Origin of the sequence: Streptomyces sp. CB09001, assembly GCF_003369795.1 — a bacterium.
Classification (GTDB): Bacteria; Actinomycetota; Actinomycetes; order Streptomycetales; family Streptomycetaceae; genus Streptomyces.
On the sequence record NZ_CP026730.1, the window covers coordinates 6,501,640 to 6,526,521 of the forward strand.

Consider the following 24,882-nt stretch of genomic DNA (forward strand, 5'->3'; position numbering starts at 1 on the left):
GGTTAGGGTGCGGGCATGAGCAGACAGGCCCCAACCCTGGAGGACGTGGCCCGGGAGGCCGGCGTCTCCCGGGCCACCGTCTCGCGGGTGGTCAACGGCGTCCGCAACGTGGACCCGGCCATCCAGGACCTGGTCCGCCGGGCCATCGAACGGACCGGGTACGCGCCCAACCAGGCCGCCAGGCAGCTCGTCACCCGGCGCACGACGACCGTAGCCCTGGTCGTCTCGGGCGCGGGCGACGCCTCGGACACGGAGCAGAACGCGTTCGCCACGCGGGTGTTCGCCGATCCGTTCTTCGGTCGCGTCGTCGGCGGCGTGGTCGGGCATCTGAGGCCGCGCAGGATGCACCCGGTGCTGATGTTCGCCGAGACGCCCGAGGCCAGGCAGGAGGTCGTGGCCTACCTCCGGCAGGGCGGCGCGGACGGTGCGCTGGTGGTGTCCACGCACCCCGACGACCCGCTGCCCGCGCTGCTCGCCGGCGCCGGACTGCCGGCCGTGCTGTTCGCCCGTCCGGGCCGCCCGGTGCCGCTCAGCTACGTCGACCTGGCCCACCGCGACGGCGGCCGGCTCGCGGCCGAGCACCTGATGGAGCGGGGGTGCCGCCGGGTGGCCACCGTCGCGGGCCCGCTGGCGGTCGCGGCCAGCCAGGAGCGCCTGGCCGGCTTCCGCGACACCCTGGCCCGGCACGGGCACCCCTACGTGCCGGTGGCCGAGGGCGGCTTCACCGTGGACAGCGGCATGGCCGCGATGACGTCACTGCTCGCCGAACACCCCGACACCGACGGCGTGTTCACCGCCAACGACCTGATGGCCCAGGGCGCCGTCCAGGTGCTGCGCGACCACGGACGCCGGGTGCCGCAGGACGTCGCGGTCGTCGGTTTCGACGACTCCAGCGTGGCCGTCACCTGCCGGCCCCGGCTGACCACCGTACGGCAGCCGGTGGAGGAGATGGCGGCCACGATGGCACGCCTCCTCGACGACCACATCAAGGGCGTGCGCGGCGAGCCCACGTCGGTGATCTTCGACCCGGAGCTGGTGGTACGGGACTCGGCGTAGCGACCGGGACCCCGCGCCGGGGACCGGTCAGGGGATCGCGGCCTCGATGTGGGCGAGGTGGGCGGCGAGGATCTCGTCGAAAGCAGCGCCGCGGTCCGCGCCCAGCGGGCGGATCTCGCGGGCGAAGTGGGCCAGCGCGGGGAAGCGCCCGGGATCGGCGCCCAGCACCGCGACCCGGAACTGCTCCATGCCCTGCTCGTGCTCCTCGGTACCGACGGCGCCGAATCCGCCCTCGGCGGTGATCAGCGAGGAGATCAGGATCACCAGCCGGTGGTAGCACCCGGGGATCTCGTCGTCGGGCAGGCCCGAGGCGCGCAGGGCCTGCAGCACCTCTTCCATCATCAGCCGGGAACCCGTGCCGCCGGACCCGTGGCGCCCCCAGACCGCGGCGAGCTGCGGCTGTTGCCCGAAGGCCTCCCGCAGCCGCAGGGCCACGGCGGTGAGGCGCTGCTTCCAGTCACCCTCGGGCCGGTAGCCGTCCATGGCGGACAGCAGGATCCGGTCGGCGACCGCGCGCAGCAGCTCGGTCTTGTTGCGGAAGTGCCGGTAGAGGCTGGAGGAGTCGGTCCCCAGCGCCGCGGCGAGCTTGCGCACGCTGAACGTCTCGGCGTCACCCGCGAGCAGCAGCTCCGCCGCCGCATCCAGGATCTGCTCGGTCGACCAGCGCCTTCGGCCTGCCATCTCGTCGTTCTCCCTGTCGCTCCAGCCGCTCCCGGTCGGCTCAGCCTAGTCCACGCACCTGCCGCTGCACGCGCCGCGCGCACGTCCTCATCCCTCGCCCCGCTGCCCCGCCAGCCTCCCCCCGAGGGCCGCCCGCCACGCCGGGGCCGGCGCGGGGGAGTCGACCGGCGGACGCCGGCCGCCGCGGGCGAAGAACGCCGCCAGCGGCAGGATCGCGGCGCCCACCGTCACCGCGTCGGGTCCGAGGCGGCCCAGCGCGATGCCCACCCGCCCGGCGGGGTGCCGCAGGGCGTGGGCGAGCGTGTGGGCCCGTACGGAGTCCAGGAAGGCCGGGCCCAGTTGCAGTCCGGCCCAGCCGCCCACCAGGATCCGCTCGGGCTGGAAGAGGTTGACCAGGTCCGCCAGCCCCGCGCCCAGGTACTCGGCGGTCTCCGCGAGCACCCGCGACGCCACCGGGTCCGGTTCGCCCCCGTCGCCCGGCCTGGCCGCGGCCAGCATGGCCGTCAGCGCGGCCTCCTCGTCGGCGCCGGGCGGCGGCTGTCCGCCCGCCTCACGCCATCGCGCGAGCAGCGCCTGCGCCCCGGCGTACGCCTCCAGGCAGCCCCGCGCTCCGCACCGGCAGCGGCGCCCCCGCACCCGTACCGTCAGATGACCCCACTCCACCGCCCGGCCCTGCTCGACCTCGTCCGTGACGACGCACGCGCCGACCCCCGAGCCGAAGAGCACGACCACGGCGTTGTGCGCGCCGCGTCCGCCGCCGAACCACATCTCGGCCTGCCCCAGCGTCCTGGCGCCGTTCTCGATGAACAGCGGTACGTGCGCGGGCAGTCGGCCCGAGCCGCGCAGCAGCGCCTCCAGCGGGACCGCGTCCCAGCCGACGGTCTGACCGTGCACCAGGGCGCCGTCGGCCGTGTGCTCGACGATGCCGGGGACACCGATGCCGACCCCCAGCAGCTCACCGCGGCCCTGCGCCCCGCCCTCGTCGCCGAGCACCTCCGCGACCCCGTCGAGGATGTGCCCGGCGACGACACCGATGTCGTAGGAGCGCGACCCGTGCCCCGGCAGGACGCGCTCCGTCCGGGCCAGTTCGGACATCGACAGGTCGAACAGCTCCACGCGTACGCGGGTCTCGCCGACGTCGACCCCGACGAGGCGCCCCCGGCCCGCCGCGACACGGACCAGGGTGCGCGGCCGGCCGCCGTCCGCGCCGAGGCTGCCCGCCTCCTCCACCAGTCCGTCGGCCATCAGCTCCGCGACCACGGTGCTGACGGAACCCGAACTCAGGCCCGCCGCCGAGCCCAGCGCGAGCCGGCTCATCGGCCCGTCGAAATACAACCGTTGCAGAACGGTGCTGCGGCTCTCCCGCCGCAGGTCACGGACCGTGCGCCCGCCGTGCCTGGCCATCCGGCCCCTTCCTCTGCCGCCCCCGCCCGCCCGTCGAACGTGCGTGAGACCTTGACGAGTCTTTCTCTCGGGGTTTAACTCACGTCCTAAATTAAGCCATGAGGGGCTTCGGAAGGGAAACAGCCGAAGCCGCCGTCGGGACTTCCCGACCGACTCCCGGAAGGAACCCAGGAGCCATGCGCAGCATCCGAGCCGCGGCCGTAGGCGCCGTCACCATGTCTCTCGCACTCGCCGCCACGGCCTGCGGAGGGGGCTCCTCCTCGGGCGGCGGATCCAACGACTCGCCGAAGGAACTCACCTACTGGGCGTCCAACCAGGGCGCCAGCGTCGAGGTCGACAAGAAGGTCCTCCAGCCCGAACTCGACAAGTTCGAGAAGGAGACCGGCATCAAGGTGAAGCTGGAGGTCGTGCCCTGGTCCGACCTGCTGAACCGGATCCTCACCGCCACCACCTCGGGACAGGGCCCCGACGTCCTGAACATTGGCAACACCTGGAGCGCCTCCCTCCAAGCGACCGGCGCCCTGATGCCCTGGGACGCGAAGAACTTCGAGAAGATCGGCGGCAAGGACCGCTTCGTCGACTCGGCGCTCGGCTCGACCGGCGTCGAGGGCCAGGACCCCGCCGCGGTCCCGCTGTACTCGATGGCGTACGCGCTCTACTACAACAAGCAGATGTTCGCCGACGCCGGCATCACCAAGCCCCCGGCCACCTGGGACGACCTGGTCGCAACCGGCAAGAAGATCTCCAAGGACGGCAAGTGGGGCCTGGGCGCCGAGGGTTCCAACCTGTCCAACAACATCCACCAGGTCTTCGTCCTCGCCAAGCAGCACGGCGCCGACTTCTTCACCGCCGACGGCAAGCCCGACTTCACCTCCGACGGCGCCGTCGCCGCCGTCAAGCAGTACGTCGACCTGATGGCCGAGGACAAGGTCGTCGCACCCGGCAACGCCGAATACGCGCAGAACCAGTCCCTGAGCGACTTCGCCAAGGGCAAGACCGCGATGGTGCTGTGGCAGACCGCCTCCGCCACCTTCAAGACCATGGGTATGAAGGACGACGAGTGGGGCGTCGCCCCCGCGCCCGTCCCGTCCGGCGCCCCCGGCGCCGACCGGGCCACCAACTCCATGGTCGCCGGCATCAACATGGCCGTCTTCAAGAACAGCGACAACATCGACGGCGCCACCGAGTTCGTGAAGTTCATGACCGGCGACGCCGAGCAGAAGCTCCTCAACAAGGCCTACGGCTCCATCCCGCCGGTCAAGGCCGCCCAGTCCGACCCGGCGTTCAACACCCAGGCCACCGCCGTGCTCCGCGAGACCCTCGCCACCAGTGCCGCGGCCCTGCCCCAGGTGCCCGACGAGTCGCAGTTCGAGACCGCGGTCGGCACCGCCGTCAAGGAACTCTTCGCCGACGCCGCCAACGGACGCGAGGTGACCACCGAGTCCGTCAAGGAGAAGCTCGCCAAGGCCCAGCAGCAGATGCCCAACAAGTGAGCGCCTTGACCTTCGTCCCGGCCCCACCGACTCCGACACGGACACGGACCCAGCGATGACCACCACGACCGCCTCGGCGCAGCCGGGTGAGCGGACGGTCGGCAAGAGCTCCCCCGGGACGGTGCGCGGACCCCGCCGCCGCCCCGGGCGGATCCGCCGCATCGGCCTGCCCTACCTGCTGCTCCTGCCGGCCCTGCTCCTCGAACTCCTCGTCCACCTGGTGCCGATGGTCATCGGCATCGTGATGAGCTTCAAGGAACTCACCCAGTTCTACATCCGCGACTGGACCACCGCCCCGTGGACCGGGCTCGACAACTTCACCATGTCGGTGGACTTCGACGCCCCGGTCGGCGAGGCGCTGCTCCACTCCTTCCTCGTCACCTGCGCCTTCACGATCCTCTCCGTCGGCCTGTGCTGGCTGATCGGCACCGCCGCCGCGATCTGCATGCAGGACGCCTTCCGCGGCCGGGGCCTGCTCCGCGCGATCTTCCTGGTGCCGTACGCCCTGCCGGTCTACGCGGCCGTCATCACCTGGGCGTTCATGTTCCAGCACGACAACGGCCTGGTGAACCACGTCCTGCACGACCAGCTCGGCCTCACCGACAAGCCCTCCTTCTGGCTGATCGGCGACAACAGCTTCGTCGCGCTGCTCGTCGTGTCCGTCTGGAAGGGCTGGCCGTTCGCCTTCCTCATCGTCATGGCCGGCCTGCAGAACATCCCCAAGGAGCTGTACGAGGCCGCCGCCCTGGACGGCGCCGGCGTCTGGCAGCAGATCCGCCGCATCACCCTGCCGTCGCTGCGTCCGGTCAACCAGGTCCTGGTCCTGGTGCTGTTCCTGTGGACGTTCAACGACTTCAACACGCCGTTCGTCCTGTTCGGCAAGGCGGCGCCGGAAGCCGCCGACCTGATCTCCATCCACATCTACCAGTCGTCCTTCGTCACCTGGAACTTCGGCGCCGGCTCCGCGATGTCGGTCCTGCTGCTCCTCTTCCTGCTGCTGGTGACGGGCGTGTACCTGTTCGTGACCTCCCGGGCCACCAGGACCCCACGGGCGCCGCGGAAGCCCCAGGAAAGGAAGACGGCCGATGTCTAGGTCCCCGATGGCGGCGCCGCGCTCCTTCACCTGGACCCGCCGCGTCTTCCTCACCCTGCTCACCGGCTTCGTCCTGCTGCCGGTGTACGTCATGGTGTCCAGTTCGCTGAAGCCGCTCGAGGACGTCTCCAGCCAGTTCCACTGGGTGCCGAGCAACCTCACCGTCCGCCCGTACATCGACATCTGGTCGACGGTCCCGCTGGCGAAGTACTTCGTGAACTCGCTGATCGTGGCGGGCGCGGCGACCGTCTGCTCCGTCGTGATCGCGGTCTTCGCCGCCTACGCCGTCAGCCGCTACGAGTTCCGCGGCAAGCGCGTCTTCTCGGTGACCGTCCTGTCCACGCAGATGTTCCCGGGCATCCTCTTCCTGCTGCCCCTGTTCCTGATCTACGTCAACATCGGCAACGCCACCGGCATCGCTCTGTTCGGCTCCCGCGGCGGCCTCATCCTCACCTATCTGACCTTCTCCCTGCCCTTCTCCATCTGGATGCTGATCGGGTACTTCGACTCGGTCCCCCGCGACCTGGACGAGGCGGCCCTCGTGGACGGCTGCGGGCCGCTGCGCGCCCTGTTCAAGGTCGTCGTGCCCGCCGCGATCCCCGGCATCGTCGCGGTCGCCGTCTACGCCTTCATGACCGCCTGGGGCGAAGTCCTGTTCGCCTCGGTGATGACCAACGACGCTACCCGCACCCTCGCGGTCGGACTCCAGGGCTACTCCACGCAGAACGACGTGTACTGGAACCAGATCATGGCCGCCTCGCTGGTCGTGAGCGTCCCCGTGGTCGCGGGCTTCCTGCTGCTCCAGCGCTATCTCGTGGCGGGCCTGACGGCCGGAGCCGTCAAGTGACCGGCACGCCCCAGCACCTTCACCCCCACCCCGAAAGGACCTTCGTGACCATCGACTTCGCCGCACTCCCGGACGACTTCCTGTGGGGCACGGCCACATCGGCGTACCAGATCGAGGGAGCCGTGGCGGAGGACGGACGTTCGCCGTCGATCTGGGACACCTTCTCGCACACCCCCGGGAAGATCGACAACAACGACCACGGCGACGTCGCCTGCGACCACTACCACCGCACCCACGAGGACATCGAGCTGATGCGGCGGCTGGGCACCAACGCCTACCGCCTCTCCGTCGCCTGGCCGCGCGTCCTGCCCGGCGGCGACGGCCCGGTCAACGCGAAGGGCCTGGCCTTCTACGACCGGCTCGTCGACGACCTGCTGGCGGCCGGCATCACCCCGTCCGTCACCCTCTACCACTGGGACCTGCCCCAGGTGCTCCAGGACCGGGGAGGCTGGCCGGAGCGGGCGACCGCCGAACACTTCGCCGCGTACGCCGCCGTCGTCGCCGAACGCCTCGGGGACCGCGTCGGCCACTGGGCCACCCTCAACGAGCCGCTGTGCTCGGCCTGGATCGGCCACCTGGAGGGCAAGATGGCCCCCGGCTGGACCGACCTGACGGCGGCCGTCCGCGCCTCCTACCACCTGCTCCTCGGCCACGGCCTGGCGATGCAGGCCATCCGTGCGGCGGCCCCCGGCGCCCAGGTGGGCATCGTCAACAACCTCTCCACCATCCACGCCGCCACCGACCGGGACGAGGATCTGGCGGCCGCCCGGCGCATGGACGGCCACACCAACCGCTGGTGGCTGGACCCGATCCACGGCCGAGGCTTCCCGGAGGACATGCGCGAGGTCTACGGCGTCGAACTCCCCGAGCAGCCCGGTGACATGAGGCTCATCGGCGCCGAACTGGACTGGCTGGGCCTGAACTACTACTTCCCCCAGACCGTCGCCGCCGACCCCACCGGACCCGCCCCGCAGGTGCGCACCGTCCGCCGCGCCGGCGTCCCGCGCACCGGCATGGACTGGGAGATCGACGCCGGCGGCATCGAGGACCTGCTGCTGCGCCTGACCGAGGAGTACGGACCGCGCAAGCTGTACGTCACCGAGAACGGCTCCTCCTTCCCCGACCTGGTCCGCCCCGACGGCACCGTCGACGACCCCGAGCGCCAGGAGTACCTGACCGCCCACCTCGCCGCCTGCGCCTCCGCCGCCCGCAGGGGAGCCCCGCTGGCCGGCTACTTCGCGTGGTCGCTGCTGGACAACTTCGAGTGGGCGTACGGCTACGACAAGCGCTTCGGCCTGGTCCACGTCGACTACGCGACCCAGGCCCGCACCATCAAGGGCAGCGGACACCACTACGCGGACATCATCGGCCGGGCGCGGGGGAGGGAGCGCAACGCCGCCTGAGACCCCGTGGTGGGTGCGGATGCGGGAGTCCGTGCCCACCACGGTCCGCGCGCACGAACTGTTCTGTTGGCCTGTCAGGTACATGACCATGTTCGAGGCATTGTCCAGTCTTCCCGAGGAGAGGAACCGCATGCCGTCCCCTGCCCCCCGCACCCTTCTCACCGCCCTGACCGCGCTCGCCCTGCTGGCCGCGGTCCCGTCCCTCACCACCGCCACCCCGGCCGCCGCCGAGCCCTCCACCACCGCCGCGGCGGCCTGGGACACCGACCGCGCGGCCACCGCCTACGCCGCCGACCCGGCCGCGGTCACCGCCTCGGCGAGCGAGAACGCCGGAACCGCGCCCGGCCTCGCCTTCGACGGCGACGGCGGCACCCGCTGGTCCAGCGACTTCACCGACGGCGCCTGGATCCGCGTCGACCTCGGCGCGACGATCCGCGTCGACCGGGTGACCCTGGACTGGGAGGCGGCCTACGGCAAGAGATACGTACTGGAGGCCTCCACCAACGGCACCGACTGGACGCCCTTCTACACGGAGACCGCCGGCACCGGCGGATCGGTCACCGCGCACACCTACCCGCAGGAAGTGCGGGCCCGCTACGTCCGCATGCGCGGCGTCGAACGCGCCACCCCCTACGGCTACTCCCTCTACACCTTCAAGGTCTACGGCGGCGAACCGGCCCCCGCCTCCACCACGCGCACCAACCTCGCCCTCAACCACCCCGCGTACTCGAACGTCTACCAGCACGCCGGCAACTCACCGGCGTTCGTCACCGACGGCGGCCGCCCGGCCGACCTCAAGGCCGACGCCACCCGCTGGGCCAGCGACTGGAACGCCGACCGCTGGGTCTCCGTCGACCTCGGTGCCACCTCCACCGTCGACACGGTCGACCTGTACTGGGAGGCGGCCTACGCCGTCGACTACGAACTCCAGGTCTCCGACGACAACCGCACCTGGCGCACCGTGTACCGCCCCTCCGCCGCCGAGGTCGCCGCCCGCCGGGCAGACGTCAGGTCCCCCGGCGAGGCCACCGGCCGCCACGACACCGTGCGCCTGCCCCAGCCCGCCACCGGCCGCTACGTCCGCATGCTCGGCAAGGAACGCCGCTCCTTCTACAACCCGGCGCCAGCCACCGCCCAGTTCGGCTACTCCCTCTACGAGTTCGAGGTCTGGGGCACCGGAGGCAGCGCGGCCGCCGCCTACCCGGCGCTGCCCGGTGAACAGTCCGGCACCTACCGGACCACGTTCTTCGACGACTTCACCTCGGCCGCCCTGGACCGCGGCAAGTGGCGCGTCGTCCGCACCGGCACGGAGATGGGCTCCGTCAACGGCGAGTCGCAGGCCTACGTCGACTCGGCCGACACCATCCGCCTGGAGAACGGCGCCCTGGTCCTGCGTGCCAAGCACTGCAAGGGCTGCACGAAGGCAGGCGGCGGCACCTACGACTTCACGTCCGGCCGCATCGACACCAACACGAAGTTCGACTTCACCTACGGCCGGGTCAGCGCCCGCATGAAACTCCCCGTCGGCGACGGCTTCTGGCCCGCCTTCTGGCTGCTCGGCAGTAACGTCGACGACCCCTCCGTGTCCTGGCCCGCCTCCGGCGAGACCGACATCATGGAGAACATCGGCTACGGCGACTGGACCAGCAGCGCCCTGCACGGCCCGGGCTACTCGGCCGACGGCAACGTCGGCGCGCGCCAGGTGTACCCCGGTGGCGGCCGGGCCGACCAGTGGCACACCTACGCGGTGGAGTGGACGCCGACGGGCATGAAGTTCTCCGTCGACGACCGCGTGGTCCAGGAGACGACCCGCAACAAGCTGGAGTCGACGCGCGGCGCCTGGGTCTTCGACCACGACCAGTACGTCATCCTCAACCTCGCGCTCGGCGGCGCCTACCCGGCGGGCTGGAACCAGGTCACCAGTCCCTACTGGGGCCTGCCGCAGTCCAGCGTGGACCGGATCGCGGCCGGGGGAGTGCAGGCGGAAGTGGACTGGGTGCGGGTCGAACAGAAGGGGTAGCCGCCGGGCCGGGCCGCCGCAGCGCCGGGCCGCCGCCGGGCCTCAGGCGCCCTTCCGCGCCACTCCGCCGTAGATGCCGATGGGCGGGGCGTCGGGGCGCCGTGCCTCCTCGGGGCGCCAGTCGGTGACCCGGACCAGCCCCGGCCCGACCATCGCGAAGTCCCCGAACAGATCGAGGATCTGCGCGTGTGAACGCAGGTTGAGGGACGCGGTGGCCTTGTTGTAGACGGCCGCCGCGTCCTCACGCCGGTCCTCGTGGACGTCGCCCGTCGCGTGCGACAGGACGAGGTAGGACCCGGCGGGCAGCGCGTCGCGCAGCGTGGCGACGATGCCCGCCGGGTCCTGCGCGTCGGCCACGAAGTGCACGACGGCGACCAGCAGCAGCGCCACCGGCAGGTCGAAGTCGATGACCGCGCGCACCTCGGGATGGTCGAGGATCGCGCGGGGGTCGCGCAGGTCGGCCAGGACGACGGCGGTGTCCGGGTCGTCCGCCAGGGCCCTCGAGTGGGTGGCGACGATGGGGTCGTTGTCGACGTACGCGACCCGGGTCCCGGGCGCGACGGACCGCGCGATCTGGTGCACGTTGGGTTCGGTGGGCAGGCCCGTGCCCACGTCGAGTATCTGGCGGACGCCGCCCTCGGCCACCACGTGGCGCACCGCCCGGTGCATGAAGTGCCGGTTGGCGAGGACCCCCTCACGCACCTCGGGCGCCGCCTTCATGAACTGCTCGGCGGCCCTCTGGTCAACCTCGTAGTTGTCCTTGCCGCCGAGGAAGTAGTCGTACATCCGCGCCGGATGGGGCCTGCTCGTGTCGATCCGGTCGGGGTGGGCGGCGCTCTCGCCACTGCTCAGGGACGTCATGCGGCCTGACTCCGTCCTCAACTCGTGGGCCACCCAAGGACGTCGAGCGATGGGCACCTGGGTGAGCGCCGGTCGGAACGTCATCTTAGGCTGACGACCCGACGATGCCGTTCCGCGTACGGAGGAGTGTTCTGTGACCGCCGGTACACCCAGACCCCACATCGACACGAGCAAGCCGCACCCGGCCCGCGTCTACGACTGGCTGCTGGGCGGCAAGGACAACTACCCCGTCGACCAGCGGGTCGGCGAGACCCTCCCCGAGGAGGCGCGCGGCAACGCGGCCCGGAACCGGGCGTTCATGCACCGAGCGGCGGCCTGGCTGGCGAAGAACGGCGTCGACCAGTTCCTGGACATCGGCACCGGCATCCCCACCGAACCCAACCTGCACCAGATCGTGCAGGCGATCAGCCCGGCCGCCCGGGTGGTCTACGCGGACAACGACCCGATCGTCCTCAGGCACGCCCAGGCGCTGCTGACCAGCACCCCGGAGGGGGCAACGGACTTCCTCCACGCGGACGTACGACAGCCCGCGGCGATCCTCGAACGCGTCCGTGAGGTACTGGACTTCGACCGTCCCATCGCCCTCTCCCTGATCGCGCTCCTGCACTTCCTGCCGGACGACGAGGACCCGTACCGTGTCGTGCGCACCCTCGTGGACTCCCTTCCCTCCGGCAGCTACCTGCTCCTCTCGCACGGCACCGCCGACCAGCACCCGGAGCTGAAGCAGGAGACCGAGTCGGCGTACAAGAAGGGCGCCATCCCGCTGCGGATGCGCACCCGGAGCGAGGTCGAACCCTTCTTCTCCGGTCTTGAACTCGTCGCGCCCGGGCTGGTGTTCGCCACCGAGTGGTACCAGGAGGAACCGGCACCGGTGCGGGAACGCAGCGGCTTCCATGTGGGCGTGGCCCGGGTTCCCTGAGCCGGACCGCGTGCGGCCCGGGCGAACCTCCGCCGCCGGAGGCCGCCTTGACGTCGGCGGGAACCGGCCGATACTTGTGCGCAGCATGGGTCGGTCGGTGTCCGTGGTCGGTGCGAGGCGGGACGGCAGATGAAGCAGAGGAAGAAGCGGCTGTGCGCCGCCACGGGTGTCGTCCTCGGTGCCCTCACCGCGCTGGCCGCGCTCCCACCGGCCGCCGTCGCGTCCCCGCACCCCGGTGGGGACCCGCCGTCCGCCCGTCACGCCCTTCCCCTGGGCCCCGCCGACCTCCCCGAGCGCCGCACCACGACCACCCTCCAGCCGGGCGTCACCCTGACCCGCATCGTGCGCGGGAACGCCGACGACCCGGCACTCCACTGGACCGTCGAGGTGTCGATCCCGGGCGGCGACTCCTCCCCGGACCCCGACGCACCGCCGACGGCCCTCAAGGACCGGGCGAGCGCCGACGAACTGGCCGCCGCACTGCGCCGGGACGGCTTCGAGGCGAGGGTGGAGGAGGTGACGACACCCGCGACGGCCGACTACCGGGGCGGCACCCTCGGCTGGCGGGTCCGCATCGGCACCTTCGACGCGCAGACCGCCGCGACGGCCGAACGCACCCGCCTGAGAGCGGCCGGCTACTCGGGCTCCGCCGTCTACACCGGCTGGGACGGCGAGGCGACGGACCGGGGCCCGTGGCACGTCGACGTCCTCACCATCGACCCGCGCACATTCCGCGGCACTCTCGACGCGTCGTACGGCCCCGACCTGGAGAACCGCGAGACGGCCAGCGCGCTCTCGGCCTCGGCCGCCGCGACGGCCGCGGTCAACGCCGGCTTCTTCGTCCTCGACCCCAAGGCGGGCGCCCCGGGCGATCCCGCCGGAGTGGGCGTGTACGACGGCCGCCTGCTGAGCGAACCGGTGGCCGGACGCCCGGCCCTGGTCGTCCACGACAACGGCCGCCGCACCGAGATCGCCCGCCTCACCTGGCGGGGCACGATCGCCACCCGCGCCGCCTCCCTCCCCCTCAACGGTGTCAACCGCGTGCCCGGCCTGATCAGGAACTGCGGCGGCAGCGCGGGCGACACCCCGACGTCGCTCCCGCTCCACGACGTCACCTGCACCAACCCCGACGAGCTGGTCACCTTCACCCCGGACTACGGCGCCCGCACCCCCGAGGGAGCAGGTGCGGAAGCCGTGCTGGACGCCCACGACCGGGTCGTGGAACTGCGCTCACCACGCGGTGGAACGATCCCCCGGGGCGGCAGCTCGGTCCAGGCGACGGGCGAACGCGTCGCCGACCTGACGGCCCTGGCCCACGTGGGCGAACGCCTGCGCGTGAGCACGACCCTGCTGGACGGCCGCGGTCGCCGGATGTCCCCCTCGTCCCGTACCGACATCGTGAACGCGGGTCCCGAGCTGGTCCGCGACGGCCGTATCCACATCACCCCCGCCACCGACGGCATGGTGCACCCCGGCGACCCGAGCTGGTACTACGGCTGGGTGCACAAACGCAACCCGCGCACCCTGGCCGGGGTGGACGCCGCGGGCCGCACCGTCCTCGTCACCGCCGACGGACGCAGCACGGACTCCCTCGGACTCAGCATCGGCGAGGGCGCGGAGGTCGCGAGGTCACTCGGCCTGCGCGCCGCCGTCAACCTGGACGGCGGCGGCTCGACGACGATGGTGGCCGAGGGCTCCGTACTCAACTCCCCTTCGGACGCCGCAGGCGAACGCCCGGTCGGGGAAGCGCTGTTGATCCTGCCGCACCGGCACGACACCTGACCCTGCCCCGGTCCGCCACGACCGCCCGTCGGACGCACCAGGCGCCACGCACCAGGCGCCACGCACCAGGCACCAGGCACCAGGCACCAGGCATCAGGCACCAGGCACCAGGTACGACGCATCAGGCACCACGCACCAGGTACGACGCACCAGGCACCACGCACAGCAACCCACCCAGGGAGCCGCCGTGTTCGCGAACGTGCCCACTGTCCTCACCCCGCTGCGAGCGAGACTCCTCCTGGTCCTCGCCGTCCTGCTGGCCGTCCTGACGCCGACCGCCCCAGGGGCCCTGGCCGCCGGGAGACCGGAGACCGGCGCCACCCGCCCCGGCGCGGAGGTCGTCGCCGTCACCCGGGTCGCGGACCGGCAGGTCGACCTGTCGGTACGGTCGGCGGCCCTGGGCGGCCGCACGGTCGACGTCCGTCTCCTCACCCCCGACGGCTGGAACCCGCACGACCGACGCCACCGGCAGCACTGGCCCACCCTCTGGCTCCTGCACGGCTGCTGCGGCGACTACACGTCGTGGACGAGCATGACGGACGTGGCGGAGACGGACAGTCTGCGCGACGTCCTGGTCGTGATGCCCGAGGCGGGCTGGAACGGCTGGTACAGCGACTGGTGGAACCACGGGCAGGGCGGCGACCCGGCATGGGAGACGTTCCACACCAAGGAACTGCGCCACCTCCTGGAACGCGACTGGGGCGCGGGCAGCGACCGCGTGGTCGCCGGCCTGTCCATGGGCGGCCAGGGCGCCCTGCTGTACGCCGCCCGGCACCCGGGCATGTTCAGGGCGACGGCGGCCTTCTCCGGCTCCGCCCACCCCCTCCTGAACGACGAGTCCGTCGACCGCATCATGGGCTTCTTCGCCGGCCAGGACAACGACCCCCTCCGCGTCTGGGGCGACCCGGTCGCCCAACGCGCCATCTGGCAGGCCCACGACCCCTTCCACCTCGCCAAGCGACTGAGGTCGATCCCGGTCTACCTCTCCTGCGGCGACGGCACCACCGGCCCCCTGGACGCACCGGGCGCCACGAGCGCCCTGGAGGCCGACTTCAACCGGCAGAACCACGCGCTCGCGGCCGAGCTGAAGCGCGTCGGCGCGCGGCACGTGACGACCAACTTCTACGGCCCGGGGACCCACGGCTGGGCCTACTGGGAGCGTGAACTGCACGCCTCCCTGCCGATGCTGCTGGGAGCGCTGGGGGTCGGCGGCTGACCGTCACGACGTCGTGGAACTCCCGCATTCCACGCATCCCTTGCCGGCAGCTCTGGCCCGGCGCCGCTCAGAACCCCCACCGCGTATGGCTGTAGACCCCGTCGTCCCGGCCGAACCCGTACGCGGTGACCGGGGCCACCGCGAACAGCACCGCGTCTCCGCGCCGCATGGCGTCCCCGATGCCGTGGAAGGTGCCTTCGGCCGACGTGATGTGCGATCCGTACTTCGCCTCGTACGCCGCGATCACCTCCTCCAGCAACGCCGGGTCACCGACCGGCTCCGCCTCGCCCTCGACCACGAGGTCGAACCCCTCGGTCAGCGAGTTTCCGCCCGTGATCAGCGCGCAGTGCGCGTCGTGCGCCAGGTTCCGGGCCTTCTGCTCACCCGGCCCGGTGGAGAAATACAGCACACCGGCGTGCCACGCCGCGATCACCGGCGTGACGTGCGGCCCGCCACCGGGCCGCACCGTGGCCACCCAGAAGATCTCGGCGGCCTCCAGACGGCGCCGGGCCTCGTCCCACTCGGTGGCGGTGACGTCCGCGGCGCCGGGCCGAGGATTGAGTGCGGAGCTGTAGCGGGCGTCGAGCCCGGTTGTGGGCTGCTCGGCCCTGGGTCGTTGCACGGACATGGCGGACTCCTTGCTCTCTTGTCCGTAACGACTGCCGGCCGGCCAGGAAATCATCGGTGCTCCCGATGGAGTACGGACGGCTGCGCACCTCGCACCTCGCACCCCTCGCGCCGTATCCGCTCGGTACCCCAGGCGCCCAGGGAACCGAGTGCCCGGTTGAGCGTGCGCCCGTGGTCCGTCAGGGAGTACTCCACTCGCGGCGGTACCTCCGCGAACACCTTCCGGTGGACGAGACCGTCCTCCTCCATCTCCCGCAGGTGCTGCGTCAGCATCTTCTCGCTCACCCCCGGCAGGGCGCGGCGCAGCTCGGCGAAGCGACGTACGCGATGGGCGTCCAGCTCCCAGAGGATCAGCCCCTTCCACTTGCCGCTCACCACGTCGAGCGCGGCATCGATGCCGCAGACGTAGGGTCCGGACCTCGGTGCCCTGGCCATCGCTGATCCCCTTACAAAAAGGTAAGTACCGCAGAAAATAGTGGGTACTTCCGAGGCTACCCGCGCTCTTCGAGGATGGCGGAGTGAACGCATACCGGAACCGCACCAGCAGTCAGGACACCGCCGTCACCGTGATCGGACTGGGCCCCATGGGCCAGGCGATCGCCAACACCCTGCTCACCGCCGGCCACGCGGTCACCGTATGGAACCGCACCGCCGGCCGGGCCGACGGCGTGGTCGCCGCGGGTGCGAAGCGCGCGAAGACACCCCGCGAGGCCGTCGGAGTGAGCGGCCTCGTCCTCCTCAGCCTCACGGACTACGAGGCGATGTACGACATCCTCGACGGCACGGCGGACGCCCTCGCCGGCCGCACACTGGTCAACCTCAGCTCCGACACCCCCGAACGCACACGCGAGGCCGCGGCATGGGCCACGCGCCACGGCGCCACCTTCCTCACCGGAGGTGTCATGACCCCCGCGCCGATGGTCGGGACCGAGGCGGCGTACGTCTACTACAGCGGCCCCGGCGAGGTGCTGAAACGCCACCTGCCGACACTGACACTGCTCGGCACACCCAAGCACCTGGGGGAGGACCCGGGCCTGGCCCAACTCATGTACCAGGCCCAGCTGGTCGTGTTCCTCAGCACCCTGTCCGCCTTGATGCACGCCACCGCGATGCTGGGCACCGCGGGCATGAGAGCCGAGCAGGCGCTCCCCGAACTCCTCTCCGCCGCCGACTCCATCGGCGACATCTTCAGGGCGGGCGAAGAGCGCCCCGGCGCAGCGCTCGACGCCGGAGAGCATCCCGGCCACCTCAGCACCGTGACCATGATGGGCGCGACGTCGGACCACATCGTCGACACCAGCACAGCACTCGGCCTCGACCTCGGGCTCCCCTTGGCCGTTCAGGCCCACTATCGGCACGCGATCGAGAACGGCCACGGCAGGGACAACTGGACACGCATCATCGACGGCATCCGGGCACCGCGCTGACGAGACGCGGACCGGAGCCCCGATGGTGACCGGTGTGTCACCAAGGGTGAGGCTGGTGCGGCAGACTGCTGTACATGACGGGCGAACCGGTACGTGACAAGGGATCAGGGCGGCTTCGAGCGGCCCGGTCGACGCGGGCGTCGTCGGCCGCCGGAGACGGGATGCGACGCGTCGCAGGGGGGCGAGCATGACGACGACCGCTTCACCGGACGGGACTCCGGAGCCGCAGCCGGACGACGACGGCGCCCCCGCCGAGCCCACCCGGCAGCATGCGGGCGCGGACGGGGACACGCCAACACCGCCCGCCGACCCCGCGTCGGCCTCTCCGCAGCCGTCCGCCAACGGGGGAGCCCGCCCCGACGAGAGCTTCGAGACGCTCGTCTCCGACGTGCTCGGCGTGGACCCCGAGGCGTCCCGGCGCAAGAAGCTGCGCTGGCTGTTGGTGAAGGCGACCGTCGGTCTCCTGGGCGTCGTGGGCGCGCTGTTGGTGGCTTACCTCATGATCAAGCCGAGCGCGATCAGGGAGAACGACACCAACACCGGCATCGACGCCGCCAAGACCCCGTTCACGGTGTCGGTGCGGCCGGAGGAGGGCGAACCCCCGACGTGGGCGATGGTCCTCGACCGGGAGCTGACCGCCGACGAGGCGCGGCAACTGACGACCGGCGACCCCGGTTCCGCCTTCTCCTACCTGAGGGAACTGGGCGGCCGCCCGCTCGTCTACGCGTCCGTGATGGAACACGCCCCCGAGCGGTACACGCGGTACAGACGGGACGGCCGCCTCGAACTCACCGACTCCTTCAAGATGACCGTGCTGAGCACCCGGTCCTCCGCCGTGGTCATCGACGGCTGGAAAACCACCGACATCACGTGCCGGAAGAGCACCACGCAGACCGTCGTCGCCATGCCACCCCAGGGCGGAGCCACCTATCAGGGCATCCGGCTCCACCTTCCGCCGCGCGCCGACGAGCCCGTGCTCACCGACGACGCCGAGGGGCAGGGCGAGTCCTACTTCGGCACCCACTACATCGAGGTCGGAGGCGGCCAGCCCTCGGGCGGCCTCAGGGTGGAGGCGATCGCGCCACGGGGACAGGTGTGCGAGTGGGGCATCAAGGTCCACTACAACGACTCCTACCAGAAGGGCGAGTGGCTCCAGCTGAAGGACGCCAAGGGCAAGCCGCTGCGCATCCGCACGGAGTCCGTCCCGGCGGACCTCCAGCAGAAGTGGGTCTTCGGTTCCGTCGCCTGGACGCCGTGCCACAAGAATCCCAAGGGGCCGCTGTGCGATCTGGTCTGACCGTCAAGGCCGCGGTGGTCCCCCTCGCCCTGGCCGTCCTGTCCGTCCAGGGGTGCAGCGCGCAGCCCGGTGAGGAGGAGCCTGCCGCGAAATCCTCGGGTCCCGCGGCGCCCTTCCTGGGCAACCGGGGCTACGCACTCCCGGACACTCCTTTCACCCGCGACGACTCGGTCGTCACCGCCACGTGCGGCATGGGCGCGCGCTACGCCGCGGTCACCGTCCGGGCCTGGGACCCCGAGACGTGGCAACCGCGCGCGGAACGGACCTTCCCCATTCCCGGCGACGCCGCGTTCACGAACCACGCGGGCGCGAAGAAGGTCAACAGCCCCCTCGTGGACCTCTGCGGTATGAACGCGGACAACCCGTCCCCCTACAAGGTGGCCACCCTGGAGTACATGGCACCCCGGGTTCGTGCACTCTTCGACCTGGCGTTCACGCGCATGGCCGTGGTCCTCCGCGATCCCGGCAACACGGCGGACTCCCGAGTCGGTTACGTGGTGAGCGGCGCCGACCTCGACGAGGTCGAGCGGTTGAGCGGGGCGCCGGGTGCCGACGAACAGAACGCGGTGATGTCGCCGGACGGGCGCAGCGTGTGGTTCACGTACGCGGCAAAGGACGGCGGGCAGCGGATCGGCTCCCGGTCCACCGAGGGCTCCCACGACCTGTCCGACGAGGGCCCGGCCGCAGGGCACGACCTGCCCCTGACCGTCATGGGCAAGCCCCCACGCGCCGTCCAGGCGGACACGGTCCACCTCGCACCTGGCGGCCGACGGCTCACCGCCAAGGCACCGAAGGTCTTCGGGAACGTCTTCGACACCTGGAAATCCTCAGGAGCGCTCACCTCTCGTTCGGCGCACCGGGCGACCCTGCTCAGCGGGTGTGTGGGTGTCGTCGGCTGGACCGGCGACGACCGGGTGCTGTGCCGCACCTCGACCGGTACCTTTCGGGTCATGGACGCGCGCACCGGCCGGGCCTCGGGCGCCCCGATCAGCGTGGTGGGCCCGCACGACGGGAGGGTCGCGGAGGGGATGCTGGTGTCGCCGGACGGGAAGCGGTTCCTCGTCGCCGTCCACGAGCCCAACGCCCGGCGGAGCGACGACGCCTACGCGTATCGCAAGCCCGACTTCAGGGTGGTGCCAACCACAGGGAGCGGGGAGACGACCGGCGTGGTCAACGACCTCCTGGACACCTACACGGTTTTCCTGACCTGGTCGTAGGGACGGGCGCCGCAACACCCGCCGGGCGGCGCCCGCCAGGAAGCACGGCACTACGGCATGGCGGCCTTTCGCTCCGCATCGGTGAGGGGTGGTCCTTGCAGGTGCGGTCTCCTGGGACCGATGAACATGGGGATGAGCATGTCGGGCGAGAACAGCCGGGTCGCTGGTCGCTCCAGGCTCATGACGTCCAGCAGGGCAGCCATGGCGCGCGGATTGCGTGCGCCGGTCTCCACGGCTCTGTCCACGAAGCGGGCGAGGAGACGTTCGACGCCGTTGGGCCGGGTGTCGGTGGCTCCGGGATACAGGGCGTCCTGGCCGACGGCCAAGTCCCAGGCGGCGGCCACCGGTCGGGCGGCGGCACGCTGAAGGCGCCGCGCGAGGCCCGGATGTCCCGGCCCGGCCGCGCCGAGCGTGTCGCGGACGGCGAGGGCACACTGGGCGGCGACGGTCAGACCATGCCCGTAGACGGGGTTGTAGCCGGCGATGGCGTCGCCGAGGACGAGGAAGCCGTCCGGCCAGTGTCTGACCTGCTCGTAGTAGCGACGGCGGTTGGCCGTTGCTCGGGTGGTGATGACGTCCCCGAGTGGCTCGAGGCCCTTGACGAGTTCGCCGATGACGGGATCGTCGAGACTGAGTGCGAACTCGACGAAGGCGTCGGGATCGTCGGTGGGTTCACCGCCGCGGGTGCCGGCCAGCGTGACGATCCAGCGGTTTCCCTCGATGGGCAGGATGATGCCTCCCCGCCCGGGTGCCTTGGCCGGGTTGGCCTGCACGTTCACGAGGGGGAAGTCGATGTGCCGGGCCGCCTCGGGGGCGCGGTAGAGACGGGTGGCGTAGGCGACGCCGGCGTTGACCTCTCGCTCCGTGACGCTCGGCGCTCCCAGCTCGGTGAGCCATCGCGGAGCGCGGGACCCGCGGCCCGACGCGTCGACGACCAGGTCCGCGCGCAGGGTGCTTTCCTCGGCTCCGGCACCGGCACTGGCACCGGTATCCGCACTGGCACTGGCGTCGGCGTCGGCGTCGGCGTCTGAGCCTGCGCGTATGTGCACGCCGGTGACCGCCCTGGCGTCGCCTTCGAGGCCGAGTGCGATGGTCTCCTGGCAGAGTGTGATGCGTTCGTCGGCCAGGACGCGGCTTCGCAGGACGGAGTCGAGGAGGTCGCGGGAGCAGACCAGGTTGCGGTGATGGGTGGAGGTGAAACGGCGGAACCACACTTCGTTGGGGGCCCGGGAGACCATCTCGCCCATGATGTGCACCAAACGGCCCCCGCGGGCGACGATCTCACCGGTGAGACCGGGGAGGAGCTCGTCGAAGGCCTTGACTCCTCCGCTCCACACCAGGTGTGCGTGGCGGGCCTGGGGAACGCCCCTGCGCGGTTCGGGCCCGTCGGGGAGGCGGTCGCGTTCGACGACGGTGACGTCGGCGAAGTCCGCGAGGGCCGCCGCGGCGAGCAGACCGGTGGCACTGGCGCCGATGACCACTGCGGTGGGCCGGCGGGTGACGGTTCCTTCAGCCATGGTGATGCGCGCTTTCTGTGCTGGTCATGCGTCGGCGGACGTCTTGGAGAATGCGGGGCCGGTGCAGGGCGGACGCGATGCCTTCGATGTGGCCGCCCACGACCGCGCCTCCCCGCGGCCCCTGGAGGTGGGCGACGGGGGGCCCGCCCTGCTGGTAGGTACTGACAGCGGCACTGATCGTGATGGCTCCGGCGACTCCGTCCGCGTCCGGGTCGCCGGACCCGGCCTGTGCGGCTTCGCGGGCCTGCTGGTGGAGGACCGGGTCGAGGTAGGGACCGAGCACGCGCAGGGCGTCGTGGATGCGCTGCCGTCGTTGCAACAGGCGCAGGTCGAGTGGAGCCCACGGTCCGAAGCGTGCTTCCGCTGCCGCCGGGGTGAGGCTGCGCAGGGCGTGCCACAGCGGGGCGAGCCGACGGTACTCGCGCCGGTCCCGTATCCATTTCTGCAGGAAGGGCCCGGCCTGGGGGACGATGAAGCCGAGTGCGACGAGGGCGGCTTCCATGAGCGCGAACGGGGGCGCGGTCCGGGTGCTCAGTACGTCCCAGTCGTGTCCCGACCAACGGGCTCCGATCGCGGCCAACTTCGCTCCGTCGAAGACGAGTCCCGACGCGAACCCCAGTTGCAGGAACACCACTCCGGCCTTCAGCCAGCGGTTGACCACTTCGGGGAACCACTTCCACAGCATGGAGACCGCCACGAGGGACGACACCATGTGCGCGGCGATGTAGAGCAGGATGTGCTCGCGCATCCAGGGGGTGCCGGCGTAGTAGGTGTCCAGGTCGTAGACGCGTGCCGTGGGGACGTCGGCCAGGACGAACGTCAGCCACAGGACGGCGACGATCCCCGCGTAGATCCAGTAGATGCGGCGGATTCTGCGCCGGCGTCTCACCGACGGTGCCTCCCGCCAGCGCATGATCATGGTCAGGCCGGTGGCGCAGAAGGCGGTGAGGAAGGAGTAGGCCCAGGGGGAGGCGATGTTCGGTATTCCCGTGAGGACGTTGAGCCGTTCTATGTTGACCGGGGTGATCACGACCAGGACGGCGGTGGCCCAGACCAGCAGCAGGGTGGTCGCCCTGACGTCCGGGTCGCGCGAGGCCCGCAGGAACGTGGGGAGCTTCAGCACGAGGGCCAGCGCCAGCAGCGCGGTGGGCAGGATGTAGGGAACGTGGAAGGACGGGCTCATGACAGCAGGTGCCCGCCGCGGTTGCTCAGGGACAGATTGATGCGGCCTTCCACGGTGTCCGCGCTGACCGGGCCCTGCGCGTAGCGGCCCTTCATCCAGGTGCGGACCTCCCGGCCGAACAGCAGCCCGAACGTCTCGGCATCCGCCTCGTGGTCCTCGCGCGATTCGGCACGGGCCGCGACGGCGAGGAGCGCGTCCGGGGGTACCTCGTGCGCTGCGAGGATCTGTTCGACGGCCCGCTCGATCACTTCCCCGGCCTGCTCGGTGGGCAGCGCTCGGGCGGCGGTGGGCATCCCCGCCACGTGGTGTCCGCAGTCCCCCTGCTCCTCGTGCCACAGCTCATGGCCCAGAATGACCAACTGAGCCTCGGGAACCGTGTGTTCCTCCACCACGATGATGGAGTGGTCCCCGCAGTCCAGGCGCATGCCGGAGACGGGAATGTCCGGCGGGAACCCCCGGAACACGAGGCGGATCGGCCGACCGGAGCGTGCGCTCATGGCCTCGCAGAAGGCTTCCATGACCCCCCTGGGCTCGGCCGGCCGCCGAATGGCCCCTGCCGTGTGCCGGCCCAGGACGGAGAGTAAGGACTTCATCGCCTTGGTGCTCACTGCTCGCGACCTCCGTCCGGGGGTACGACGGACCGCAGGACGCCTTCAAGAAGGCGCTCCAACTGCTCGCGGGTCAGGGAACCGTGCGCGCGCAGGTCGGCGGACCTCACGCCGTACCGATCCATCAGGGCGAGCACGGGATCGTTCTCGGGGTGTTCCAGACTGTGCAGGACGGGGAGCAGGACGCGGTTGAGCGCGTCGGTGGCCGACGCGGTGAAGAACGCTTCCCCCTCCTCGACCCCGAAGTACTCGACGAGCCCGTGCAGAAGCTCGACGCTGGGCACCTTCTTGCCGTCGCAGACCTGCCGGGCCCAGTACCCGGAGACACCGAGCCGCCCGGAGATGTCCGAGGCCAGCTCGGACATGCGTTTGCCGGTCGCGGCCATCTCGGCCTCGGCGAGCGCGGCGATCCGCGTCCGGACCCGGTCGTTGACCGGGTCGTCCGGTGGTACGCCACCCTGGAGCAGGATGCGGACGGTGTACACCGGCAGGGCCGTCCTGGCGGCGAGTTGCGCTGCGTCCAGCAGCTTCGAACGGGCTTCCTTCCCCTGGACGACCTTGTCGAGACGCCGCAAGGTTTCGGAGAGAGGAGAAGGTGATGCCACCGTTGCACTCCCGGTCGGGGGCTGACGCCTGGTGTCGCTGACGGGACCCTATGTGATGAACACGGCGAGGGGCAACGGTCGTTGAGTGCGGATCACCGATGCTTGTCCGGATCGGACACCGGCGGTGTCTTCGCCGAGCCGGGCTCCGAGCCGGGCTGGGGGGCGGGCTGCGAGCCGGGCTGCGAGCCGGGTTCCGAGCCGGGCTGCGGGGCGAGGAACGGTTCGAGGAGGCGAAGCAGCCCTTCGGGACGATGCAGCGGGATGATGTGCCCGCAGTCCTCGATCACATGGCCGACCAGGTGATCGGCGACCGGCCGCAGCTGCCGTTCCAGGGCCCGGCCCACCGGATGGGCGCCGACGGCCATGGTGGGGACGGTCAACCGTCCACCGTCGACGGCCTCCGCGATCTGCTCGCCGCTCGTGGGCAGCGCTCGGTAGTACGAGAAGGCGCACCGCAAGGCATCGGTCCCGGTGTACGCCCGCACGAAGGCGTCCCGAACCGCATGATCCACGCCCTCCCCGAGGGAACCGGCGCCCAGAAACCAGTCGACGTACTGCGCCTCGTGCCCGGTCAGCACCGTCTCCGCGAGACCGGGCACCGCATGGAAGCCGAACCACCAGGGCGCCCCCTGCGCGAGAAACTCCTCGCCCCCCGGCAGCCCGCCCAGCAGCGACTCCATGACGACGAGCCGCCTGACGAGGTCCGGCCGACGCATGGCGAGAAGGAACGCGGGCGGCGTTCCGGCATCGATTCCCACGACGTCCGCCGAGCGCACTCCGAGGGCCTCCAGCAGCGCTTCGGCATCGCCCGCGAGTGTGCCGGCGTCGTAGCCGTCCGCCGCGCGCGTACTCGCCCCCGCGCCTCGCATGTCCGGTGCGATCACTCGGTGGTGTTCGGCGAGGGGGCCCATGACACGGGTCCACAGTCGCCAGGTGTGCGGAAAGCCGTGCAGCAGCAGCAAGGCGGGGCCCTCGCCGAGGAGGGCCACGTTGAGTTCGACGCCGTTGACTGCGACGCGCCGGAGTTCGACGCCTTGGGGCTGGAGAGGGGAGGGGAGGGGCGAGACGACGGCCACAGGTACTCCTGCGTGTAGTTACCAATGGTGACAACAGAACGATAGGTAACTAAGCTGAGCGATCCCAGACCGCACTTCCGCGACAGGTGGTGAGCTCCAGGTGACCTCCTCGACGTCACGCCCTCCGAACGCCCCCCGGGGAGACCTGTTCGACCCGCAGTGCCCCACCCGCCGCCTCCTCGACCGGATCGGCACCAAGTGGACGTCCATGGCCGTCAAGGTGCTGGCGGAGGCCTCCCCGGAGGAGGTGCGCTTCGCGGAACTGCAGCGCCGGATGACCGGCATCTCGCAGAAGATGCTGTCGGCCACCCTCCAGGGCCTCACCCGCGACGGCCTGGTCGGCCGCCGGGTCGAGGCGACGGTCCCGCCACGCGTGTACTACCGGCTCACCCCGCTCGGCCGGACGCTGGAGGAACCGCTGGCCGCACTCCGTGAGTGGGCCGAGGCGCACATGAGTGAAGTGGACCGGGCCAACCAGCGCAGTCGGGAAGACACGGCCGACTGAGGCTCGCGCCTCGGGAGGGACCGTTGAGGCCGGATGCTGGGTGGC

General features: G+C 71.3%; 23 protein-coding genes. 13 read left to right on the top strand and 10 right to left on the bottom strand.

Annotation, left to right across the window (positions count from 1 at the left end; all coding sequences use genetic code 11):
• Window positions 1–15 precede the first annotated feature (15 nt).
• Window positions 16–1,056 (top strand): LacI family DNA-binding transcriptional regulator, encoded by a 1,041-nt coding sequence (locus C4J65_RS30030; protein WP_115745235.1) that lies wholly within the window; start codon window positions 16–18, stop codon window positions 1,054–1,056.
• Between the two features lie 27 nt (window positions 1,057–1,083).
• On the opposite strand, the gene C4J65_RS30035 is transcribed toward C4J65_RS30030, so the two are convergent.
• Both C4J65_RS30035 and C4J65_RS30040 read right to left on the bottom strand, forming a co-directional pair.
• Window positions 1,084–1,737 (bottom strand): TetR family transcriptional regulator, encoded by a 654-nt coding sequence (locus C4J65_RS30035; RefSeq protein ID WP_115745236.1) that lies wholly within the window; start codon window positions 1,735–1,737, stop codon window positions 1,084–1,086.
• A gap of 87 nt (window positions 1,738–1,824) precedes the next feature.
• Complete coding sequence (locus C4J65_RS30040) at window positions 1,825–3,141, bottom strand: ROK family protein (RefSeq protein ID WP_115745237.1); 1,317 nt, start codon at window positions 3,139–3,141, stop codon at window positions 1,825–1,827.
• 176 nt (window positions 3,142–3,317) lie between these two features.
• On the opposite strand from C4J65_RS30040, the gene C4J65_RS30045 reads away from it, so the two are divergent.
• From C4J65_RS30045 to C4J65_RS30065, 5 genes are all read left to right on the top strand, one after another.
• Window positions 3,318–4,634: a sugar ABC transporter substrate-binding protein gene (locus C4J65_RS30045; RefSeq protein ID WP_115745238.1), complete on the top strand. Its 1,317-nt coding sequence runs from the start codon at window positions 3,318–3,320 to the stop codon at window positions 4,632–4,634.
• Between the two features lie 55 nt (window positions 4,635–4,689).
• Window positions 4,690–5,727: a sugar ABC transporter permease gene (locus C4J65_RS30050; RefSeq protein WP_115745239.1), complete on the top strand. Its 1,038-nt coding sequence runs from the start codon at window positions 4,690–4,692 to the stop codon at window positions 5,725–5,727.
• 7 nt (window positions 5,728–5,734) lie between these two features.
• A complete protein-coding gene (locus tag C4J65_RS30055; RefSeq protein WP_115745240.1) occupies window positions 5,735–6,574 on the top strand; it encodes a carbohydrate ABC transporter permease in 840 nt (279 codons plus the stop codon).
• 44 nt (window positions 6,575–6,618) lie between these two features.
• Complete coding sequence (locus tag C4J65_RS30060) at window positions 6,619–7,977, top strand: GH1 family beta-glucosidase (protein WP_115746698.1); 1,359 nt, start codon at window positions 6,619–6,621, stop codon at window positions 7,975–7,977.
• A 130-nt stretch (window positions 7,978–8,107) separates the two neighbouring features.
• Window positions 8,108–9,997: a discoidin domain-containing protein gene (locus C4J65_RS30065; protein ID WP_115745241.1), complete on the top strand. Its 1,890-nt coding sequence runs from the start codon at window positions 8,108–8,110 to the stop codon at window positions 9,995–9,997.
• Window positions 9,998–10,039: 42 nt separating this feature from the next.
• Here C4J65_RS30065 and C4J65_RS30070 read toward each other — a convergent pair whose 3' ends face one another.
• Window positions 10,040–10,858: an SAM-dependent methyltransferase gene (locus tag C4J65_RS30070; protein ID WP_162833414.1), complete on the bottom strand. Its 819-nt coding sequence runs from the start codon at window positions 10,856–10,858 to the stop codon at window positions 10,040–10,042.
• A 133-nt stretch (window positions 10,859–10,991) separates the two neighbouring features.
• Between C4J65_RS30070 and C4J65_RS30075 the strand changes: the two genes are divergently transcribed.
• The 3 genes from C4J65_RS30075 to C4J65_RS30085 all read left to right on the top strand — a co-directional run bounded on the left by C4J65_RS30075 (window position 10,992) and on the right by C4J65_RS30085 (window position 14,775).
• The gene (locus C4J65_RS30075; RefSeq protein ID WP_115745243.1) at window positions 10,992–11,777 is read left to right on the top strand and encodes an SAM-dependent methyltransferase; all 786 of its coding nucleotides are present in this window, start codon (window positions 10,992–10,994) and stop codon (window positions 11,775–11,777) included.
• A 129-nt stretch (window positions 11,778–11,906) separates the two neighbouring features.
• The gene (locus tag C4J65_RS30080; protein ID WP_115745244.1) at window positions 11,907–13,559 is read left to right on the top strand and encodes a phosphodiester glycosidase family protein; all 1,653 of its coding nucleotides are present in this window, start codon (window positions 11,907–11,909) and stop codon (window positions 13,557–13,559) included.
• A 187-nt stretch (window positions 13,560–13,746) separates the two neighbouring features.
• Window positions 13,747–14,775, top strand: coding sequence for an alpha/beta hydrolase family protein (locus tag C4J65_RS30085; RefSeq protein ID WP_115745245.1), 1,029 nt, complete (start codon window positions 13,747–13,749; stop codon window positions 14,773–14,775).
• A gap of 67 nt (window positions 14,776–14,842) precedes the next feature.
• On the opposite strand, the gene C4J65_RS30090 is transcribed toward C4J65_RS30085, so the two are convergent.
• Together C4J65_RS30090 and C4J65_RS30095 are read right to left on the bottom strand one after the other, a co-directional pair.
• Window positions 14,843–15,403 carry a pyridoxamine 5'-phosphate oxidase family protein gene (locus C4J65_RS30090; protein ID WP_115745246.1) on the bottom strand — a complete coding sequence of 187 codons (561 nt, stop codon included), beginning with the start codon at window positions 15,401–15,403 and terminating at the stop codon, window positions 14,843–14,845.
• Window positions 15,404–15,453: 50 nt separating this feature from the next.
• Window positions 15,454–15,837, bottom strand: a complete 384-nt coding sequence (locus C4J65_RS30095; protein ID WP_115745247.1) for a helix-turn-helix domain-containing protein — start codon at window positions 15,835–15,837, stop codon at window positions 15,454–15,456.
• Window positions 15,838–15,920: 83 nt separating this feature from the next.
• On the opposite strand from C4J65_RS30095, the gene C4J65_RS30100 reads away from it, so the two are divergent.
• The 3 genes from C4J65_RS30100 (at window position 15,921) to C4J65_RS30110 (ending at window position 19,343) form a co-directional block, all read left to right on the top strand.
• Entirely contained in the window at window positions 15,921–16,829 is a 909-nt protein-coding gene (locus C4J65_RS30100) for an NAD(P)-binding domain-containing protein (RefSeq protein ID WP_115745248.1), read from the top strand.
• Between the two features lie 187 nt (window positions 16,830–17,016).
• Window positions 17,017–18,126: a hypothetical protein gene (locus C4J65_RS30105; RefSeq protein WP_115745249.1), complete on the top strand. Its 1,110-nt coding sequence runs from the start codon at window positions 17,017–17,019 to the stop codon at window positions 18,124–18,126.
• Window positions 18,111–19,343, top strand: coding sequence for a hypothetical protein (locus tag C4J65_RS30110; RefSeq protein ID WP_240330551.1), 1,233 nt, complete (start codon window positions 18,111–18,113; stop codon window positions 19,341–19,343). Before C4J65_RS30105 ends, C4J65_RS30110 begins: the two co-directional genes overlap by 16 nt.
• A gap of 50 nt (window positions 19,344–19,393) precedes the next feature.
• Here the strand turns inward: C4J65_RS30110 and C4J65_RS30115 are convergent, their stop codons facing one another.
• The 5 genes from C4J65_RS30115 to C4J65_RS30135 form a co-directional block, all read right to left on the bottom strand.
• Window positions 19,394–20,860, bottom strand: coding sequence for an FAD-dependent monooxygenase (locus tag C4J65_RS30115; protein WP_115745250.1), 1,467 nt, complete (start codon window positions 20,858–20,860; stop codon window positions 19,394–19,396).
• Window positions 20,853–22,043, bottom strand: a complete 1,191-nt coding sequence (locus C4J65_RS36215) for an MAB_1171c family putative transporter (protein WP_162833415.1) — start codon at window positions 22,041–22,043, stop codon at window positions 20,853–20,855. Before C4J65_RS36215 ends, C4J65_RS30115 begins: the two co-directional genes overlap by 8 nt.
• Window positions 22,040–22,651 carry a toxin gene (locus C4J65_RS30125; RefSeq protein ID WP_115745251.1) on the bottom strand — a complete coding sequence of 204 codons (612 nt, stop codon included), beginning with the start codon at window positions 22,649–22,651 and terminating at the stop codon, window positions 22,040–22,042. Before C4J65_RS30125 ends, C4J65_RS36215 begins: the two co-directional genes overlap by 4 nt.
• Complete coding sequence (locus C4J65_RS30130) at window positions 22,648–23,226, bottom strand: hypothetical protein (protein ID WP_240330552.1); 579 nt, start codon at window positions 23,224–23,226, stop codon at window positions 22,648–22,650. The genes C4J65_RS30125 and C4J65_RS30130 overlap by 4 nt, the downstream gene beginning before the upstream one ends.
• Window positions 23,227–23,348: 122 nt before the next feature.
• Window positions 23,349–24,332 carry an alpha/beta hydrolase gene (locus C4J65_RS30135; RefSeq protein WP_240330553.1) on the bottom strand — a complete coding sequence of 328 codons (984 nt, stop codon included), beginning with the start codon at window positions 24,330–24,332 and terminating at the stop codon, window positions 23,349–23,351.
• Between the two features lie 100 nt (window positions 24,333–24,432).
• On the opposite strand from C4J65_RS30135, the gene C4J65_RS30140 reads away from it, so the two are divergent.
• Entirely contained in the window at window positions 24,433–24,837 is a 405-nt protein-coding gene (locus C4J65_RS30140; protein WP_115745253.1) for a helix-turn-helix domain-containing protein, read from the top strand.
• Window positions 24,838–24,882 lie beyond the last annotated feature (45 nt).